This is a genomic window from Sedimentimonas flavescens, assembly GCF_025154035.1.
Classification (GTDB): Bacteria; Pseudomonadota; Alphaproteobacteria; order Rhodobacterales; family Rhodobacteraceae; genus Rhodobacter; species Rhodobacter flavescens.
This window is the reverse complement of record NZ_JAOALJ010000002.1, coordinates 25,292-44,013: the sequence shown is the minus strand read 5'-3', so window position 1 is coordinate 44,013 and position 18,722 is coordinate 25,292. Positions and strand designations below refer to the sequence as shown.

At 63.5% G+C, this 18,722-nt stretch carries 18 protein-coding genes; 15 read left to right on the top strand and 3 right to left on the bottom strand.

Annotated elements, in window-relative coordinates; genetic code table 11:
- Window positions 1–227: 227 nt before the first annotated feature.
- On the top strand, window positions 228–491 hold the full coding sequence (locus N3C64_RS03470) for a hypothetical protein (RefSeq protein WP_260011914.1): 264 nt from the start codon (window positions 228–230) through the stop codon (window positions 489–491).
- A gap of 474 nt (window positions 492–965) precedes the next feature.
- Here N3C64_RS03470 and N3C64_RS03465 read toward each other — a convergent pair whose 3' ends face one another.
- Window positions 966–1,409 carry a Fur family transcriptional regulator gene (locus tag N3C64_RS03465; RefSeq protein ID WP_218631478.1) on the bottom strand — a complete coding sequence of 148 codons (444 nt, stop codon included), beginning with the start codon at window positions 1,407–1,409 and terminating at the stop codon, window positions 966–968.
- 122 nt (window positions 1,410–1,531) lie between these two features.
- Between N3C64_RS03465 and N3C64_RS03460 the strand changes: the two genes are divergently transcribed.
- From N3C64_RS03460 to N3C64_RS03445, 4 genes are read left to right on the top strand one after another with little or no spacing between them, the layout of a single operon-like run.
- A complete protein-coding gene (locus N3C64_RS03460; RefSeq protein ID WP_218631477.1) occupies window positions 1,532–2,428 on the top strand; it encodes a metal ABC transporter substrate-binding protein in 897 nt (298 codons plus the stop codon).
- Entirely contained in the window at window positions 2,425–3,282 is an 858-nt protein-coding gene (locus N3C64_RS03455; RefSeq protein ID WP_260011910.1) for a manganese/iron ABC transporter ATP-binding protein, read from the top strand. The genes N3C64_RS03460 and N3C64_RS03455 overlap by 4 nt, the downstream gene beginning before the upstream one ends.
- A complete protein-coding gene (locus N3C64_RS03450; RefSeq protein ID WP_218631475.1) occupies window positions 3,279–4,136 on the top strand; it encodes a metal ABC transporter permease in 858 nt (285 codons plus the stop codon). The genes N3C64_RS03455 and N3C64_RS03450 overlap by 4 nt, the downstream gene beginning before the upstream one ends.
- Window positions 4,133–4,963 (top strand): metal ABC transporter permease, encoded by an 831-nt coding sequence (locus N3C64_RS03445; RefSeq protein WP_218631474.1) that lies wholly within the window; start codon window positions 4,133–4,135, stop codon window positions 4,961–4,963. Before N3C64_RS03450 ends, N3C64_RS03445 begins: the two co-directional genes overlap by 4 nt.
- Window positions 4,964–5,192: 229 nt before the next feature.
- Here N3C64_RS03445 and N3C64_RS03440 read toward each other — a convergent pair whose 3' ends face one another.
- The gene (locus N3C64_RS03440; protein WP_260011906.1) at window positions 5,193–6,236 is read right to left on the bottom strand and encodes a cytochrome c3 family protein; all 1,044 of its coding nucleotides are present in this window, start codon (window positions 6,234–6,236) and stop codon (window positions 5,193–5,195) included.
- Window positions 6,237–6,506: 270 nt separating this feature from the next.
- Here N3C64_RS03440 and N3C64_RS03435 point away from each other — a divergent pair, with 270 nt between their 5' ends.
- From N3C64_RS03435 to N3C64_RS03390, 10 genes are all read left to right on the top strand, one after another.
- Complete coding sequence (locus N3C64_RS03435; protein ID WP_260011904.1) at window positions 6,507–7,784, top strand: Na(+)-translocating NADH-quinone reductase subunit A; 1,278 nt, start codon at window positions 6,507–6,509, stop codon at window positions 7,782–7,784.
- The gene (locus N3C64_RS03430) at window positions 7,781–8,557 is read left to right on the top strand and encodes an RnfABCDGE type electron transport complex subunit D (protein WP_260011902.1); all 777 of its coding nucleotides are present in this window, start codon (window positions 7,781–7,783) and stop codon (window positions 8,555–8,557) included. The genes N3C64_RS03435 and N3C64_RS03430 overlap by 4 nt, the downstream gene beginning before the upstream one ends.
- Window positions 8,550–9,347, top strand: coding sequence for an FMN-binding protein (locus N3C64_RS03425; RefSeq protein ID WP_260011900.1), 798 nt, complete (start codon window positions 8,550–8,552; stop codon window positions 9,345–9,347). The genes N3C64_RS03430 and N3C64_RS03425 overlap by 8 nt, the downstream gene beginning before the upstream one ends.
- Window positions 9,348–9,350: 3 nt before the next feature.
- Window positions 9,351–10,016: an NADH:ubiquinone reductase (Na(+)-transporting) subunit D gene (locus tag N3C64_RS03420; protein WP_260011898.1), complete on the top strand. Its 666-nt coding sequence runs from the start codon at window positions 9,351–9,353 to the stop codon at window positions 10,014–10,016.
- A complete protein-coding gene (gene nqrE, locus N3C64_RS03415) occupies window positions 10,013–10,624 on the top strand; it encodes an NADH:ubiquinone reductase (Na(+)-transporting) subunit E (RefSeq protein ID WP_260011896.1) in 612 nt (203 codons plus the stop codon). Before N3C64_RS03420 ends, nqrE begins: the two co-directional genes overlap by 4 nt.
- Window positions 10,621–11,841: an NADH:ubiquinone reductase (Na(+)-transporting) subunit F gene (gene nqrF / locus N3C64_RS03410; protein WP_260011894.1), complete on the top strand. Its 1,221-nt coding sequence runs from the start codon at window positions 10,621–10,623 to the stop codon at window positions 11,839–11,841. Before nqrE ends, nqrF begins: the two co-directional genes overlap by 4 nt.
- 3 nt (window positions 11,842–11,844) lie before the next feature.
- On the top strand, window positions 11,845–12,834 hold the full coding sequence (locus N3C64_RS03405; protein ID WP_260011891.1) for an FAD:protein FMN transferase: 990 nt from the start codon (window positions 11,845–11,847) through the stop codon (window positions 12,832–12,834).
- A gap of 4 nt (window positions 12,835–12,838) precedes the next feature.
- Window positions 12,839–13,015, top strand: a complete 177-nt coding sequence (locus N3C64_RS03400; protein ID WP_260011889.1) for a (Na+)-NQR maturation NqrM — start codon at window positions 12,839–12,841, stop codon at window positions 13,013–13,015.
- Window positions 13,012–13,407, top strand: coding sequence for a CBS domain-containing protein (locus N3C64_RS03395; protein ID WP_260011886.1), 396 nt, complete (start codon window positions 13,012–13,014; stop codon window positions 13,405–13,407). The genes N3C64_RS03400 and N3C64_RS03395 overlap by 4 nt, the downstream gene beginning before the upstream one ends.
- Window positions 13,408–13,722: 315 nt before the next feature.
- Window positions 13,723–15,486, top strand: a complete 1,764-nt coding sequence (locus N3C64_RS03390) for an SLC13 family permease (protein ID WP_260011877.1) — start codon at window positions 13,723–13,725, stop codon at window positions 15,484–15,486.
- Between the two features lie 45 nt (window positions 15,487–15,531).
- Here N3C64_RS03390 and N3C64_RS03385 read toward each other — a convergent pair whose 3' ends face one another.
- Window positions 15,532–18,219: a cation-translocating P-type ATPase gene (locus N3C64_RS03385; RefSeq protein WP_260011875.1), complete on the bottom strand. Its 2,688-nt coding sequence runs from the start codon at window positions 18,217–18,219 to the stop codon at window positions 15,532–15,534.
- Window positions 18,220–18,722 lie beyond the last annotated feature (503 nt).

The window sequence follows — 18,722 nt, the reverse complement described above, 5'->3', positions numbered from 1 at the left end:
GGTCGGGGGATCGACCACAGAGCGTGGCTCATCCGTCGCCGCACCCTTGGCTGCGTCGCCCCCGGGGTCAACCCAAGGGGAGGCTCGGACCGTTGGCGCTTCTGTTTGAGAGCCTGGCTGGCAGGCATCCGAAGCGGGCCATTGTAGGTGGAGCATGGAACGCTGATTTTGCCCGAGATCTATGGTGACCTGTGCGGCATTAAGTTTGGTATGGGGGAGGATTTGGAATGCGTATCTTGCTTATTGGCGGCATCGTTGCGGCGATGACCACCGCTGTCTACGCTCAAGACCCGCGTGGCCTTGATGACGGCACATCACTAGGAGATCTCACCCGCGAGAGTATCGCTGACGGCTTCGATCAAGGGAAGCATGCCAGCGATCCATCGGGTGATGGTGTGGGCCGGGAAAACCGTGTTGGCCTCGCCAATGTGGTGTCGCGCGGCGACCTTGGCGAAACGGTCGGGTTGCTCAAGGACCTTACGGGCGAATAGAGCCTTGGCGGTGCCGGTGAGGGGCTCGGTAAAAGCGCTGACACTTCAAGGCGTTTCCAGATAGCTGGTTGTTACTTGACGGCCCGTTGGTGCCTGCCTTGCGCGATCACCGGTCGGGTGCGCGCAAAGCATGGAGGCCTGGGTCTGGCGTCAACCCGGAGGCAGCGCGAGTATCTGAACAGGTATCCCCGAAGCGACCGCTTTGGACGTATATCTCTGACGCAGATCGTGGATGCTTTCATCCGCGCCTCCCGCACGCGCGCGGATATGCGGGCTTGGGTGTGTTGCAGGATGGTGGTTACCGGCCTTCGATCACATGACCCCGTTCGGACACCTGCTCCACCGCATCGCGTTTGAAGACACCGCAGTCCCCCAAGCCAATCATCGCCCCTTAGCCTCGGCACTGGCAAAGAGGGCGCCTGAGAAACTCGGGGCGATGCACAGAAGATTGGCCTTAATTCGCAACGCGGCGCGTCACTCTGCGGTAAGTGCCGCGCCTTTCCTGCGCACATAGAGTTCAAGCCGATGGTGCACGATCTCGTAACCCATCGCTTCTGCGATCTCGGCCTGAAGGCGTTCAATTCTGTCGTTGGAAAATTCCACCACCTCGCCGGTGTCCACGTCGATCATATGATCGTGGTGGGTTGTCTCGCTGTGCTCGAACCGTGCTGGCGCACCTGCGAACTGGTGGCGCAGTATGACGCCCTGCGATTCCAGTTCGGTCAGTGTCCTGTAGACAGTCGAAAGGGAGATGCCGGGCACGACCTCTTCTGCGCGGCGCTGTAGCTCGACCGCTTCGGGATGGTCTTCAGCCTGCGCCAGAACGGACAGCAGCGCGGCCCTCTGGCGCGTAATGCGTACCCCCGCTTTCCGCAGAGCGTTGGTGAGTTTCTCGGTTCGGCGGGCGATCTCGTTCATGGTTTTTTTTCGCGCATTTTGTGGGAGGCATGCAAGTGCCAGATGCAAATGATTTGCATTCCTCTTGACAGTTGCAAATCATTCCTAAATGCATTTGGGGCGAACCGGAGTAGGAGACGGCAATGATCGGCAAAGGTGCGGTACTTGGATTGATTGCGAGCCTGTCACTGACGGCACTTGCCGGACCTGCGAGCGCGCAGGACAAACTCAAGGTGGTCACGACCTTCACGGTCATTGCGGATATGGCGCAGAATGTGGCTGGCGATGCGGCCGAGGTCGTCTCGATTACCAGGCCCGGCGCCGAGATTCACGACTATTCACCCACTCCGCGCGACCTGCTCAAGGCGCAGGACGCAGACCTGATCTTGTGGAACGGGCTGAACCTTGAACGCTGGTTCGAGCAGTTCTTCTCTAACCTGCGCGACGTTCCCGCCGCGACAGTCTCCGATGGTGTGGTGCCGATAGCGATCTCTGGTGGGGATTATGCGGACAAGCCCAATCCGCATGCCTGGATGGCCCTCGATTCCGCCGAGGTCTATATCGACAATATCCGTGATGCACTCAGCGAGACGGACCCGGCCAATGCCGAGACCTATGCGGCGAATGCCGAGTCTTACAAGTTGCAGATCGCGGAGGTCATCGGACCGCTGCGCGAGGCCGCGCGGGCGCTGCCGCCCAACCGTCGTTGGCTTGTGACATCCGAAGGGGCGTTCTCCTACCTGGCCCGCGATTTCGGCCTGCAGGAAGCGTACCTCTGGCCGATCAATGCCGATGCGCAGGGGACGCCGCAGCAGGTGAGGGCGGTGATCGACACGGTGCGCGCGCACGAGATCCCCGTGGTGTTCTCGGAAAGCACGGTTTCGGACAAACCGGCGCGGCAAGTGGCGCGAGAGACCGGGGCGGAATATGGCGGCGTGCTCTACGTCGACAGCATTTCTGAACCCGATGGTCCGGTGCCGACCTATCTGGACCTTTTGCGGGTCACATCCGAAACGATCGTAAGAGGATTGAAGGAATGACGGGCGACGGCATCCGCGCCGATGGCGTGACGGTTATCTACCGCAATGGCCATATCGCGCTGCGCGACGCCAGCTTCGCCATTCCGCGCGGAACGATCGCGGCGTTGGTTGGGGTGAATGGCGCGGGCAAGTCGACGCTCTTCAAGGCCCTCATGGGGTTTGTCCCGGTCTCGGCGGGCACGATCGAAATCCTTGGCGAGCCGGTTCGCGCGATGATGAAGCGTCAGGCCGTCGCCTATGTCCCGCAGGCCGAGGAGGTCGACTGGACCTTCCCTGTGCTGGTCGAGGACGTGGTGATGATGGGGCGGTACGGTCATTTGGGCTTTCTGCGCCGCCCGCGCCCTGTCGATCATGAGGCGGTCGCCTCGGCACTCGCACGGGTTAACATAAGCGAGTTGCGCCGCCGTCAGATCGGTGAGTTGTCGGGAGGGCAGAAAAAGCGCGTCTTCCTCGCGCGGGCGCTTGCGCAGGATGCGCAGGTCATCCTGCTGGATGAGCCGTTCACCGGTGTAGACGTGAAGACCGAAGAGCAGATCATCGCCCTGCTGCGTGACCTGCGCGAAGAGGGGCGGGTCATGCTGGTCGCCACGCACAACCTCGGATCCGTCCCCGAGTTCTGCGACCACGTTGTCTTGGTGCGCGGAACGGTGCTGGCGCACGGGCGCACGGTGGATGTCTTCACCCCTGAGAACCTGAAGGAAGCCTTCGGGGGCGTGCTGCGGCACTTCCTGCTGGAGGGGCAGCGGCTGCACGCGGATGAGGACCCGCGTAAGCTCGACATCTTCACTGACGATGAGCGACCGTTGGTGATCTACGACGATCGCGCCCGAACCGTGAAGGAGCGCAGTTCATGACTTGGCTGGAGCCATTCCAGTACGCTTACATGACTAACGCGATCTGGGTCTCGGCGCTGGTTGGGGCGGTCTGCGCCTTTCTGTCGGCGTATCTGATGCTAAAGGGCTGGTCATTGATCGGTGATGCGCTGTCGCATTCCGTGGTGCCCGGCGTGGCCGGGGCCTACATGCTGGGACTGCCCTTTGCGCTCGGCGCCTTCCTGTCCGGGGGGCTTGCAGCGTTGTCGATGCTCTTCCTGCGCCAAAGGTCCGGCCTGAAAGAGGATGTGGTGATCGGTCTGATCTTCAGCGCGTTTTTCGGCCTCGGGCTCTTCATGGTGTCACTGAACCCGATGGCGGTGTCGATCCAGACGATCATCATGGGGAATATCCTTGCGATCACGCCCGGCGACACGTTGCAGCTAGCGATCATCGGCGGCGTGTCATTGGTCGTGCTGCTTGCAAAATGGCGCGATCTTCTGGCGGTGTTCTTCGACGAGGCCCATGCCCGCTCGATCGGCCTGAACGTCACTGCGCTGAGGTTGGTGTTCTTCACATTGCTCTCGGCATCCACGGTTGCGGCGATGCAGACCGTTGGCGCGTTCTTGGTGATCGCGCTGGTCGTTACCCCCGGAGCCACCGCCTACCTGCTGACTGACCGCTTCCCGCGGTTGTTGATGCTGTCGGTGGCGATCGGATCAATCACCTCGGCTCTCGGGGCCTATGTCAGCTATTTTCTCGACGGGGCAACGGGCGGCGTGATCGTCTGCTTGCAGACCGCGCTCTTTGCAGCCGTGCTGGTCTTTGCGCCCAAACACGGGTTGCTGGCTGCGCGGGCGCGGGCGAAAGCCGCCGTGAGGGGCATAGCGCAATGAGTGACCTGCTCCTGCCATTCCAGTTTCCCTTCATGCAAAACGCGCTGCTGATCGTGGTGCTGATCGCACCCGCGGCGGCGATGCTGAGTGCCTTCCTCGTCCTGAAGGGCTGGTCGCTGATGGGCGATGCCACGAGCCACGCAGTTCTGCCCGGTGTCGTGCTGGCCTATATCGCGGGGATACCCTTGATAATTGGCGCGTTTCTTGCGGGGCTTCTTTGTGCGCTTTTCACGGGCTTCATCACGGATCATTCGCGGATCAAGCAAGATACCGTCATGGGGATCGTCTTTTCGGGAATGTTCGGCGCGGGTATCGTTCTCTACACGCAGATCGAGGCTTCGATCCACCTTGACCACATACTGTTCGGCAACATGCTCGGAGTGGACGCGGGTGAGCTTTGGACCGCCGGGCTGATCTCTGGCGGGGTTGCCCTGATCCTGGGGATCAAGTGGCGTGATTTTCTAGCCCATAGCTTTGACCCGGTTCAGGCCCGGATGATCGGACTGCCCGTCGGCTTGATGCATTACGGCTTGCTGGCGATCCTTTCCGCGACGATCGTGTCGATGCTCTCGTCGGTGGGCATCATCTTGTCAGTTGCCTACCTGATCGCTCCGGGTGCCGTTGCCTTCCTGCTGACCCGGCGTTTTTCCACCATGCTGCTGGTCTCTGTGGCGGTGGCCGTATTCGCGGGAGTCTCCGGGACATATGCGTCCTTCTGGCTTGACGCGGCGCCAGCGCCGACGATCGTGCTGATCCTGACCGGGCTGTTTCTGATCGCGTTCGCGCTGCGAAACCTGCGCTCGCGCCACGACAGGGCATTCAATTGATCGGAACGGTTGGAGCCGGTTAGCTGCCGCAGCGGCCCCCGAATAGCAGCGATCTAGAGACGGCCAGACAGAACTGCGCCTAACCTGTCGTGGTTAAGCCGGACAGCAGCATCGTGCGTCCGGCGTCAACGTCGCGCCCCGGTCCCAGAGCGGAGTAGGGGACAACTTCACAGCATTCAGACCGGGGTGGCCCCAAGCGGGTGCTGAGACCATGCGAACTGAGTGCGCCTCACCTCGCGAGGTTCCACGAGGCGAAATCATGACCGAGCGCTTTGGCGAGGTCTTCGGTGGAATCGTAGAGCAGCTCAAGCGCGTAATGCGGATTGTGCGCGAAGGCGCCTGCGTCAGAGGTGACGAACTTCCAGTTGTAGGCCGCCTGGAGCAGGCGCGGGGTCCATGCATTGTAGGCAATGCTCTTGCCATCCATCTCGTCCGCGCGCCCATCGCCATTTGCGTCCGCAAAGAAATAGGGGTGCTTGTGGCCATCATAGACCATGGGCGTTCCGGCCACAGCGGCGGCATAGTCGATGATCAGGGTGTGCAAGCGTGCGGCATTCGCCTGGATGTCCGCCTTGATACCCTTCGTCAGATCGCCGCTACCGTCGAAGCTTTGGCGCGAGAGCCGGATGTTCTCCGGCGTCCCGTCCTCATGGCACGTCAGGCAAGTCTGTTCAGCGACCTTGAGGTTATGCGGTTCGTGGCAGGAGACGCAGGTCGCGACGGGGCGGGCGTGAAAGAAGCGACCCGAGTAGCTGCGGTCGGGGTAGTGATAGCCGCCGCCCGCATAACCGCCGAGCCATGTCGCGGCGGCGACGGCATAATGCGGGTTGATGAAGCTCAGGTCTGCGCTGGGCTGATCCGCCTCGCGCGAGGCGACTGCGTCGCTGATCCGCGCGCCCGACGCGCGCCCCTGATGGCAGGTCATGCAGGAGGTTTCTGCGGTAGATGCGACAGGGTGCATGATCCCGCTCGGGAAGCGGATCTCGCGGACCTGTGCCAGGCCAGGATTGTGGCAAGTCGCGCAATCGACGACACTTCCCGTCGCAACCGGATCCGCAGGCACGCCCGGCGACGCGCCATCCAGACCGTGGAAGGCGCGAAAGCCGGTTCCCGAATGGCAGACCGAACATGCGGGTGGGATTTTCCCGGTGTCGTTCCAATGGGCGAAAGCTTCCGCCGATGCGTCCGAATGACCGGACCGGGCCCAGTTTCCAATCGCCACCTGATTTTCGATCTTGATCTGATCGGGTTGGAACGGCCCGGATTTGGGCATCACGAAGAGCTCGAGTTCCTCCGCGATCGCGTTGATCTCTGACGAAGAGATGGTGTTTGCATCTTGTGCCCAGGAAGGGGCAGGCAGGGCCGAGACGAACGCAGAAAAAAGGAATATCTTAAAAAAATCTTTAAGTTCCAGAGCCATGCCAGGTTACCTTCTGTCGATGTGGGGGCCTGCAATCGCGTTTCCATGCTATCCCGGCTGGACGATTCCTGCAATGATCGGACCCGAGCGGACTTGGCGCGCGACGTTGAAGACGGAGTGGAGATGTTCGGATCTCGCTTTTCTGCAGGGCTGATCTTGCCGCAACTCGGTCTGTCCGAGGCACAGGCCGATCCGTCCGTTTGTCTCACCGACGAAGCTGCGCTGATGCCGGAGCATGGCGATGATCTGCGTGTCACTCTACTCGTGGAGGAGAATGCGCGGGTCGCTCAGGGGCAGCCGCTTATGCGGTTGCGGCAAGCGCCCGGCGCCGCGATCGTAGCCCCGATGGCTGGACGAGTTGCCCGGATTGATCTGGCGCCAGGACGTCGGCTCACGCAGCTCGTTCTGTTTCACGACCCGGATGGAGACAGGTATCGGTTCGGCACGGCCGATGCGCTTGGGGGGGAGGCGGACGCCCTGCGTGTGCTCTTGCACGAGAGCGGCCTGTGGCGGGCCTTTCGCAGTCGACCCTTCGGTCGCGCTCCGGGCCCCAACGAAAGCCCGGCCGCAATTTTCGTCATGGCCGCAGACAGCAGACCGGGCGCGGTGAGGCCAGATCTGGCCGTCGCGGGCCGCGAAGAGGATCTGGAGCGAGGGCTTGGAGCACTTCGACGCCTTGCCGACGCACCGATCTATTTCTGCGAAGCGCATACATTTCGCCATCAAGGCGCGATCCCTGCCAATGTCACGCGGCTGCAAGCGGGTACGCGCCACCCCCAGGGGATGGCGGGCTTTCAGCTTCATCGCCATTTCCCGGCGCGGATCGGGGCGCCGGTGTGGGACGTTGCTGCCGAAGACGTGGCCGATCTGGGGCACTTGCTGGCAAGTGGCTATCTCCACCCCACGCGGTTGGTTGCCTTGACGGGAGACGCGTTGCGCGGGGCCAGACTTGTGCGATGCCAGCCGGGGGCGGATCTGCGCGGCCTGACGCAGCCCCATCTTCAAGCCGGGCCCCATGATGTGCTGAGCGGTTCTGTTCTTGACGGGCGTCCGGCGCATTGGCTCGGTCCGCGGGATCGTCTGGTGACGGTGCTGAAGCGCGGGGCGACGCCCCAGAGGCGGCACTGGTTCGGCGCGGCGCTGGCGCGCGCAGCCCATAACGCGCCAATCATTCCAACAGCAGCGCTCGAAGCGTCAATGGGCGGTGCCGCTCTTCCTGCCGCCGCGCTGGTGCGCGCGCTGGCCGCAGGCGATGCCGAGGCCTTCATGCAGCTTGGCGGCCTGTCGCTCGTCGAAGAGGATCTGGCGCTGGCCGATTATGTGACCGGTGCGCGGCCTCGGCTCGCCAACCAGCTTCGTTCGCTGCTCGACCGTATCGCGCAAGAGGAGGGCACAGCATGAGGCGGGGTCTTTGGGACCGCGAGTTGGTGGCGCTCATGCTCTTGATGGCAATGATGCCGATGACGCTGGCCTGGCTCTGGTTTGGCGGCGCGGGGGCGTTCTGGCGACTGGTCTTTACGCTGTTCGTCTCGGGGGGGTGGCATATCATCTTCATGCTTGCCCGTGCGCAGCAGCCCTCCTTCGCGGGGGCGTTGACGGGCATCGCGGTCGCAATGCTTGCGCCGCATGATCTGAGCCTGTTTCAGCTTGTCCTCGGGATCAGTTTTGGTTCGGTCATGGCCGAGCTGGTTTTCGGAGGGTGGGGGCGCAACGTCTTGAACCCCGCAACCGTGACCCTGGCGTTCTTGGGGTTTGGTTTTCCCGCCGCGCACTGGCCCGATTTCGTGCTGCCCGTCTCCTGGGCCGCACTGCCGGCTTTGGCGATGGGGGTGATCTTCGGGGTCATGTCCCCGCGCCTGATCCTGGGCGCGCTGTCGGTCATGGCGCTGGCGTACATTGCGGGTGCGCCGGTGGCTGCCGCCTTGCCCGCGGCCGCGATTGTGCTGGCGCTGCTGGTGTCCGACCCTGTCGCGAGCGCCTCTACCCGGGTCGGCGGGTGGCTGAACGGTGCGCTTTATGCGGGGCTGATCGTTCTGTTCGCCACTGGCTGGCATGGGGCGGCGCCAACGCAGATCGCCGTCGCTGCGGCACTTCTGGCCTCGCTTGCTGCCCCGCTTCTCGATGAGACCGCAATCGCGCTATGGGCTGCGCGCAGGAGAAAACGACATGGTTGATCTGAACCCGATCACAGCGTGGCGCCGACTTCTGGCCCTGCCCAACGAGAGCCGGGCCAAGACGCTGGCGATGGCCTTTCTGGTTGCGCTCGTCTGCACGCTCATGGTCACCGGTGCCACAGTGATCCTGCGCCCGATCCAGGCAGCAAACCGGGCGGCCGAGCAGGCGGCGCGGCTTGAGGCGCTGATTTCGGGCGTCCCGGGCATGTCCGATCTGCTTTTGCAGGACGGCGGGGTGCTCTCGACCGTGGTAGTCGATCTGAATCGCGGCGCGGCTGCGGATGTGACGCCGGCGACGCTTGCAGCGGCGCTCGACGATCCGGCACACTGGACCGAACTGAGTGCGGCGCAGGATCTTGCCGGGCTTGGGCGGCGTCCGAATTATGCGCAGGTCTATTTCCTGCGCGACGCCTCGGGTGATCTGTCTCTCGTACTGCTGCCGGTCAGCGGGGCGGGCTACAACGCTCCGATCAACGCTATCGTCGCATTGCGGGCCGATATGAACACGGTCGCCGGTCTCGCGATCACAGAACAATCCGAGACCCCCGGCCTTGGCGGCCGCATCGAAGAACCCGCTTGGCTTGGCCAGTTCCCCGGCAAGCAGGTCTCGGATGCCAGCGGCGCGGTGCGCTTTGCAGTCGCGAAAGGGAGTGCGGGCAGCGCCCATGAGGTCGACGGGATCACCGGCGCCACGCGCACCTCGAATGCGATTACGCACATCATGCGTTTCTGGCTTGGGCCAGACGGTTATGGCCGCCTGATTGACGCCATTCAGCGCGGAGAGTTCTGAGCCATGTCAGCACCCGCGAGCCTGCGCAGCGTCTTGTTCTCACCGCTTCTGCGTCAGAACCCGGTGACCCTTCAGATCCTCGGTATCTGCTCGGCGCTGGCCGTGACGACCTCGATGGAGACCGCTCTGACGATGTCCGGGGCGTTGACGGTCGTTCTGGTGATGTCGGCGGGGCTGATCAGCGTGATACGGCGGCATATCCCCGACTCGATCCGCCTCATCGTTCAAATCGTCATCGTGGCGTCGCTGGTGATCGTGATTGATCAGATCTTGCAAGCCTATCTGTTCGAGATCAGCCAGAGGCTTTCGGTCTTCGTCAGCCTCATTACCACCAATTGCCTCGTGCTGGGGCGGACTGAATCCTTTTCGCGCCACAACCCGCCGCTGCGATCCATGGTCGATGCCTTGGGCAACGGGTTGGGCTATTCGCTCGCGCTGACAGTGATCGGGTCCATCCGAGAGCTGTTCGGGGCGGGCTCGCTGCTCGGATGGCAGGTGTTGCCGACTGTCGATCAGGGCGGTTGGTTTACGCCGCTGAACCTGATGCTTCTGGCCCCGTCCGCCTTCTTTCTTCTCGGTGGGCTGGTCTGGGCGATCCGAAGCGTATTTCCTGATCAGGCCGAGGCGCGGGAGTATCTGTCGCCAGATGACCCGGAGGCGTCCCAATGAGCGAGCTGTGGGCCCTTTTTCTGCGCGCGGCCTTTGTCGAGAACATGCCGCTGACCCTCTTCCTTGGGCTGTGCACCTTCATCGCGCTTTCGCGCAAGACTGGCTCGGCCTTGGGGTTGGGCATCGCCATGGTCGCGGTGATGGGGGTGACGGTGCCACTCAATCACCTGATCTACACGGCGGTTCTTGCGCCTGGCGCCTGGGCCTGGGCGGGCCTGCCGCAGACCGACCTGTCCTATCTGAGGCTGATCGCGTTCATCGGGGTGATCGCGGCGACCGTTCAGATGCTGGAAATGGTGCTCGACCGGTTCTTTCCGGTGATCTACGCCTCTTTCGGCGTGTTCCTTCCGCTGCTGACCGTGCAATGCGCGATCCTCGGCGGGAGCCTGTTCATGGTCGAGCGCAATTATGATCTCGCTGAATCCGCCGTTTTTGGGGTCGGCGCAGGCTTTGGCTTCGCCGTCGCGGTCGTCATGCTGAGCGCGATCCGCGCTCGGTTGAGCTATGCCGATCTGCCGCAGGGCCTGCGCGGGTTGGGCATCACCTTCATTCTGGCGGGTATGATGTCGCTTGGCTTCGCGGCTTTCGCCCAGATGGTGGCGTCATGACCGAGATCGTTCTGGGAACGTTTATCGTCGTCGTGCTGGTCGTGATGCTGGCTTTCGCTTTGCAGGCCACCCGGCGTCGGTTGATCCCCGCCGAGGCGATGACGGTCACGGTGAACGGAACCGAGCGGATCGTGGCGGCAAGGGGCGATCGCCTTTTGGGGGTCTTGCACGGCGCGGGGATCGGCATTCCGGCGGCGTGCGGAGGATCGGGCACCTGCGGGCTTTGTCGAGTAGTTGTCGAGGGCGAGGGCGCCGGCTCCCCGCAAACCACCGAGAAGGGCATCCTCTCGGCGGCGGAGCGCAAGGCGCATGTGCGGCTGGCCTGTCAGACGGCGCTGCGCGGCCCGTGTTCGGTGAGCGTGCCGGACGAGTTTCTCGGGGCGAGTGGTTTCATGTGCACGGTGGTCTCAAACCGTCAGTTGGCGCCGCTGATCCGCGAACTGGTCCTGAAATTGCCCGCAGGGCAGCCCTTTGCGTTCCGAGCCGGTGGGTTTCTGCAACTCACTGCACCGCCCTACGATCTGGACTTCAGCGAGATCAGCCTGGAGGCTGACTTTCGCGAGATCTGGCGGCGCGCGGATTGGCCCCAGATGCGCTCGGTTTCGAACGAGAAGGTGGCGCGCGCCTATTCCATCGCCAACCGGCCCGAGGATGCCGGTCATGCGGTTTTCAACATCCGGCTTGCCGTTCCGCCCGCAGGGCAAGAGCACGACATACCGCCAGGGATCGTTTCCTCCTGGCTGTTCTCACGAAAGCCCGGCGATCTGGTAGAGGCTTCTGGCCCCTTCGGCGATTTCCATGTCGAACCCTCTGATCGCGAGATGATCTTCATCGGAGGTGGCGTCGGGATGGCTCCGCTGCGGGCGATGATCCATGAGCAGATCGCCTTGGGTCACAACCGGCCCATGCGGTATTTCTACGGTGCGCGCTCTGCTGCGGATCTGTTTTACGTGGACGAGTTCGAGACCATAGCCGCGAGCCATCCGAGTTTCGAATGGACGCCGGCGCTCTCGGATCCCGCACCCGGCGATCGCTGGACGGGGGCGACCGGCTTTATCCACGATACCGTCCGGGCGGCCCTGTCGCGCCATGCTGCGCCCGAAGAGTGCGAATACTACCTTTGTGGCCCGCCGGTGATGATTTCGGCAGTTCTGAATACGCTCGCCAAACTGGGCGTCGAGCCGCAGTCGATCCACAACGACGATTTTGGAGGTTAAGCCATGCTGATCCGCCCGACCCGACGCCAGTTGATCGCACTTGCCGGGGCTGCGCTTTGCACCGGCACTGCCCGGGCTCAGGGCCCGGCGCTTCTGACCGGCGCGAGACCCGTCGAAACGCTGGAGGGCCGTGCTTTTGCCAGTCACTGGCGCGTCACCCTGCCGAGCGGCTCCTTTGGGGATGGTCTTCGCGCAGGGCTTGAGCAACTGCTTGTCCAGGTTGATCGCCAGATGTCGCCCTGGCGCTCGGATAGCGAGATTTCGCGCTTCAATACCGGTCACGGCGAAGCTGCGGTTTCGCCCGGGGTGGGGCGTGTGACCCGGGCTGCTCTCGATATCGCGCGAAGCAGTGCGGGCGCTTTCGATCCGACGGTCGGGCCGCTCGTGGCGCGGTGGGGTTTCGGTCGGATCTCGGGCTCGGGCACCGGGAATTGGGAAGGGCTGAGCGCCGAGGAGGATGTTCTGGTCAAGCGCGATCCGGGACTTACCATGGATCTGTGCGGTATTGCCAAGGGCTACGCGCTGGACCTGATGGCGGCGCATCTTCTGGAGTCGGGGCATCCGGATTTCCTGATCGACCTCGGCGGTGAACTGAAAAGCGCGGGCGCCCACCCGGAAGGGCGCGACTGGCGCGTTGCGATAGAGGACCCACGCCCGAGCTCAGAGGGCGCTTTCGCGGGGCTGCGCCTGCCGTCGGGGCTTTCGGTGGCGACTTCGGGCTTGCGCGCGCAAAGCTACGGTTTGGCGGGGAATCGCTACGGCCATATCATCGACCCACGGACCGCGCGCCCCGCCGAAGGCGCCACTGCCTCGGTTTCGGTGCTCGATCCTTCGGCCATGGCTGCGGACGGATGGGCAACCGCGCTGGTTGCGGCGGGCGTGAACGGACCGGAAATCGCCCGCCGGAACGGTATCGCAGCGCTTTTCCTGATCGAGACGGGCGAGGGGCTCCGGGTCGAAACGATCGGCGGCTTCGACCGCCAAATGATGTGAGGGAATGACCGTGGCACTACTGTTGGCGCTTGGCATCGTTCTTCTGGCCGTTGGGGGGCTCGCGCTCGGGATGGCCTTCGGGCGCGGGCCGATCAAGGGATCGTGCGGCGGGATGGCATGTCTCAAGGATGTCGCCTGCGAAGGCTGCCCGCATCGCCGCGCAGAGGAGGATCGGACATGAGCCTGCACGAAACCCTGCACATGCTCGTGGTTTGGGACATGCCCGTCCTGCAGCCCGATATGCCGATCCGGCGCGCGGTCGCGATACTGGTGCAAGAGAATGCCGCAGCGGCTGCGGTGATCGACGACAGCGGCGCGTTGAAGGGCCTCTTGAGCCAGAAGGACTGCTTTCGTCCAACACTGAACGCGAGCTACTATCAGGAGTGGACGGGCACGGTGGCGGATTTCATGACCACCAACCTCATGACCCTCCCGGTCTCAACCGATATCACCGACGCAGCCGAGGCGTTCCTCACCCATTCGTTCCACCTGTTTCCTGTGCTCGACGGTGAGCAGTTCGTCGGCATGCTGAAACGTTCAGACCTGCTGAAACGATTGGTGGAGATGGGCTGAGGGCGGTGCTCGCCCGCGGTCAACGAATGCGGGCGGCGGACACCGCCTTTCGCGAAGTGTCCGCATGGGATCGTGAAGGCGTTCAATGCTCGGCTTTGGGTGGAACGCCTGAACCCGCACGGGTTCATGATGCTTGCGGATGTAGCCGAAAAGCTGGAGGCTTGGCATAGATAGGACAACGAGGAACGGCCACACGGGGCGTGCACGGCAACAAGGACCCGATCATGCTGACCAAATCGGGGCGTCACCAGCCCGCCACCCTGAACGACGTCGCGCAACACTGCATCAGAGCGGTGCAGGGCTGAGGATCGGATCATGACCCCAGAGATTGCAATCGTTCTTGGGCTGCTGGCAGTGGCGATGGTCTTGTTCGTGACCGAGTGGCTCTCGGTCGATATTGTCGCGCTGCTGTTGATCGTCGCATTGGTGGGCACCGGGATCTTGACGCCCGCCGAGGCGTTCGGAGGGTTTGGCGACGAGGTCATCATCGTCTTGGCCGCGATCATGGTTCTGGCGGGCGCGGTGGTGAAGGCAGGGGTGATGGATGGGTTGGGGCAACTCGCACATCGTGTCGCCGGGCAGAACCAGCGCCTCTCGATCCTGACGATCCTTGGCGTCTGTGCGGGTAGCTCCGCCTTTCTGAGCAATACCAACACCACGGCGATCCTGATGCCGGCGGCCGTCGAGACCGCGCGTCAGGCAAAGGTGAGCCCGAGCCGTGTTCTGATGCCGCTGGCCTATGCTTCGATGCTGGGCGGGGCGTGCACGCTGATCGGGACCTCCGCGAACCTTGCCAGCAGTGGCCTGATCGCCCGCCTCGGGCTGGAGCCGTTCTCGATCTTTGAGTTCGCCGGCGTTGGCGGGGTGATCGCACTTGCCGGTCTGCTTTGGGTCGTGGGACCCGGGAGCTACCTGTTCCCCGAGCATCGCGCGGTCGAGACGCGATCCGCGCAGGACACGCGGCACTTCTTTACCACGCTTTGTCTGCCCGAAGGGTCTGCGGCGATCGGCAAGCCCCTGCATGATGTCGATCTTGAGGCGCTCGACGCAGATCTGCTGGCGATCGTGCGAGGCTCCGAGCGCCTCGGACCTCATCCCTCCAGAAAGCTGCGGGAAGGGGACGAACTGATCGTGCGCGCGTCGAAAGACGGGTTCCTGAAGCTCTGGAAATCGAAGGATTTCGCACTTGAGCCCGATATCCACTTCTCGGACCGTCATGGCGAGGCGGTGGCGCCGGTCACGTTCGAGGCTGTGGTAACCCCGCAATCAGGGTTGGTGGGGCGGACGCTGAAACAGATCGGTTTCTTTGATCGGTACCGCAGCATTGTCCTGGCAGTTTATCAGCGCGATAGAACGGTGCCGGTGCGGATCGAGAACCTTCGCCTGCGGGCGGGGGATCTGTTCTTGTTGCAGGCGAGCGAGGACGATCTGGCCGCGCTGCACGGCGACCCTGATCTGCGCGCCCTGAGCGAGGTGGACAAGGTTGCCCTGACCCGACGCGACGGGATCACGACGCTGGTCGCCATGGTCGCGGCGGTCACGCTTGGCGCATTGGGGCTGGTCCCGCTCTCGATTGCCTTCCTTTCGGCGGTGCTGGTTGTCGTGCTTGCCGGCGTCATCAGCATGAGTCAGGCCTATCGGTTCATCGAGTGGCGCCTGCTGGTGCTGATTGCCGGCATGTCGAGCTTTGGAGCGGCCATGGAACGAAGCGGCGCCGCAGATTTTCTCGCGGACTACATCGTGGCGGTCGGCGCCCCTCTGGGTCCGACCGCAGCCATGGCGGGATTCAGTCTCATTACCATCCTGCTCACGCAGCCGATGTCGAATGCGGCGGCCGCGCTCACCGTGATCCCTGTCGCTGTTGCGGCGGCCGAGGGGCTTGACCTCGACCCGAGAATGCTTGCCATTCTCGTCACCTTGTCCGCGTCGCTTTCGTTCATCTCACCGCTCGAACCGGCCTGCCTGCTGGTCTACGACGCGGGGCGCTATCGTTTTCGCGATTACATCCGGGCGGGAATACCGCTGACGCTGCTATGCGTCGTCTTGCTGCTGATCCTCGTGCCCTGGATCTGGTCATGACGTCTGGCCCGCGGGCTGGCGGCTCCTCGGTGGCGCCGCCCCGGGTCATTGCCCCCCGCGTCCCGTCCGATGGCGTGCCCCGGGCATCCAGCGGATCCAGATCTGACCGATCACAAGCGGAACCAGGCTCATCGCGACCGCGAGGCCCAAGCCCGCCTTGCCCGGCGGATCAAGCTGGAGGATCTCCGCGAGAAGCGGCTGCCAGAGCGCCAATGCGACAAGGCCAAGGCAAAGGGCGATCGCGCCCCAGACATAGGGGTTGCGTGTCACCGCATTGTTCAACGCGTTGGTGCTGGGGTCGCGCACATTGAAGACGTTCCAGATCTGAGCCAGCGCAAGGGTAACGAAAGCTACCGTGACCGAGGGTGCCGGCGCGAGCTCGAGAGCAAAGAGCGCAAGGCCAAAGGCAAGCAGCGTCGCCAGCGTGATGGAGCCGCCCAGAACGGCAATCTGCCACCAGTGGGGGCGGGCGATGATCGGCTCCTTCGGGTCACGCGGTGGTTGCGACATGACCTGTTCGTTGCCTGCGCCAAGTCCGAGCGCGAAGGCTGGAAAGATGTCCGTCACCAGGTTGAGATAAAGGATCTGCAAAGGCAGCAAGGGCACCGGCAGCCCGCCGCCCACGGCCAGCCCGACCACAAGCACCTCGCTGACGTTGCACGACATCAGGTAGATGACGAACTGGCGGATGTTCTGGAAGATCACGCGGCCCTGTCGCATGGCTGCGATAACGGTTGAGAACGCGTCGTCGCGCAGGATCATATGCGCGGCTTCCTTGGCCACCTCGGTTCCGCGAAGGCCCATAGCGATGCCGATATCGGCCTTCTTGAGCGCGGGGGCATCGTTCACACCATCGCCGGTCATCGCGACGACGTGGCCTGCCCGTTGATAGACAGAAACCAGTGTCAGCTTGGTTGCCGGATCGAGGCGGGCAAAGACATCGGCGCGCAGGATGCGGGCGCGCATCTCATCGCTCATCGTGTCCAGATCTATCCCGCGCAACGCGCTCCCGTCGATCACCTCAAGCGCACCATCGCCAAGCCCCGCAGCGCTTGCGATCGCGCGGGCGGTGTCGGCATGGTCGCCGGTCACCATGACGACCCGCACGCCTGCGGTTCGGCTTGCCCGCACGGCGTCGGACACATCCGCGCGAATAGGGTCGCGCAGGCATACGAGGCCGATCAGCGTCAGATCGCCGTAAGGGTCGACCCCGGCACCTGGTACGCGCTTCATGGCGAGCGCCAGCAGGCGCAGGCCCTGATGCGCCGCCCCTGTAATGCGCCGCTGCCAGTCCTGCCTTGCAGCATCCTCAAGCGCGACCTCCGCCCCCTCGGCGGTAAAAACGCGCGTGCAAAGCGCCATGACCTCTTCCGCAGCACCCTTTACCGCAACCAAATGGTGCCGACCGTCTTCCAGAACCATCGCCATCATCTTGCGCGCCGGATCGAAGGCATGTTCGGTCAGCTCCGGGTAGCGTCGCCGCAGGTCGGCGCGGTCGATACCCGCATCGCGGGCGGCGGCGATCAGCGCCAGTTCCATCGGGTCGCCAGCGCGCTCGTCACTCGGTCCGTCGCCAGCCTCGGCGGTATTGCAAAGCGCGCCGACCCGTAGCGCCCAGGCAAGCCTTTCGTCGGCGATCTCGAACGCGCCGGTGTCGTCCTGCGTGCCGAGCGTCACGTCGAGACCGTCCAGAAGATAGCCTACCACCGTCATGCGGTTTTCGGTCAGCGTTCCGGTCTTGTCGGTCAGGATGACGGTCGTGGCGCCCAGGGTCTCGACCGAGGAAAGCTGCCGGATCAGCGCGTTGCGCGCGCTCATGCGCCACAAGCCGCGCGCAAGCGAGAGGGTGGCGACCACGGGCAGCCCCTCGGGCACCGCAGCCACCGCCAGCGCGACGCCGATTTGGATCATTGTCGCGATATCGAAACCGCGCAATATGCCCGCGCCAATGGTCAGGAGGGCCAGCGAGACCGTCAGCCAGACCAGCTTGCGCCCGAGCATGTCCAGCCGCCGTTCGAGCGGCGCGACCTCGCCCGAGGCGCTCTGGACCATCTCGCTGATCTGACCGATCTCGGTATCCATGCCCGTCGCGATCACGATCCCTTCGCCGGTGCCCTTCGTGATCGCCGTGCCCTGATAGGCCATGCAGAAGCGATCCCCGAGCACCGCATCTGACCCGACCGCCTCGATGGATTTCGCAACCGCGTGCGATTCACCCGTCAGAACGGATTCGTCCGCCTCAAGGCTCGAGACCGCGGCAAGGCGCAGGTCCGCCGGGACAACATCGCCTGGCTCCAGGACCACGATATCTCCGGGGACAAGATCGTAGGCGTCGATCATGCGCTCTCTGCCCCCGCGACGGACCCGCGCGTGCAGTCGGCTCAACTGGATCAGCTTTTCCATCGAGCGCGCGGCGCGCAGTTCGGTGACAAAGCCGATGATGCCGTTGATCAGCAAGACGATGATGATCGCGACGCCCTCGGCCACGTCGCGCCACAGGAACGAGATTGCGGCGGCTCCGGCCAAGAGCCAGACGATCACGCTTGCGAACTGATGACGAAGGATCAGGGCCACGCTCTTTGGCTTCTGGCGGCGCAGGGCGTTCGGCCCATGCGTGCTCAGTCGCTCCGCGGCGTCTTCGGGGGCCAGACCCGTGCCAGCGTCGGTCCCGAGCAGGCGAGCCTGCTCCTCGGGTGATGACGCATAGGGTGGGGAGTGCGAATGGGTGTGCACCGCATATCCTCGATTTTTGTCGCGCAGAGGCTTCACCGAGCCGAGCGTAGGCCCCTTGTCGTTCGGAGAAGATTGCCAGTCACTACCACGATGGAGCAAGGCAGTTGCCGCGGCTAATGGTCTTATGGGTATCGTGGGTGTTGTCGGCGCGCCGGCGCCAAATCGGGCGCAATGCGCTGGCTATCGACGGGCCTCGAAAGGCCGAGCCTTTTCAATTGCCTCGCACGTCTCCTGCGATCATTCGCAAGGGGGGCGATACGGCGCCGCCAGATGAACGTGGATCGAGCCAGATTCGTGCCCTCTCGGGCCAGCGAAACGTATTCTGTTCGTCGTCAGACGATTTGGAACACGGCCGCTTGATCTTGAACGAAACGCCTCCATTCGCGGCACGGAGCCGCCCGCCAGTCACTTGGCGTCTCATTGATGGGAATATGCACCGGTCGGCTAATCTTTGAGAATATCTGCATAGCAAAATCTGGAATGCTCACGAAAAACGCCTTTAG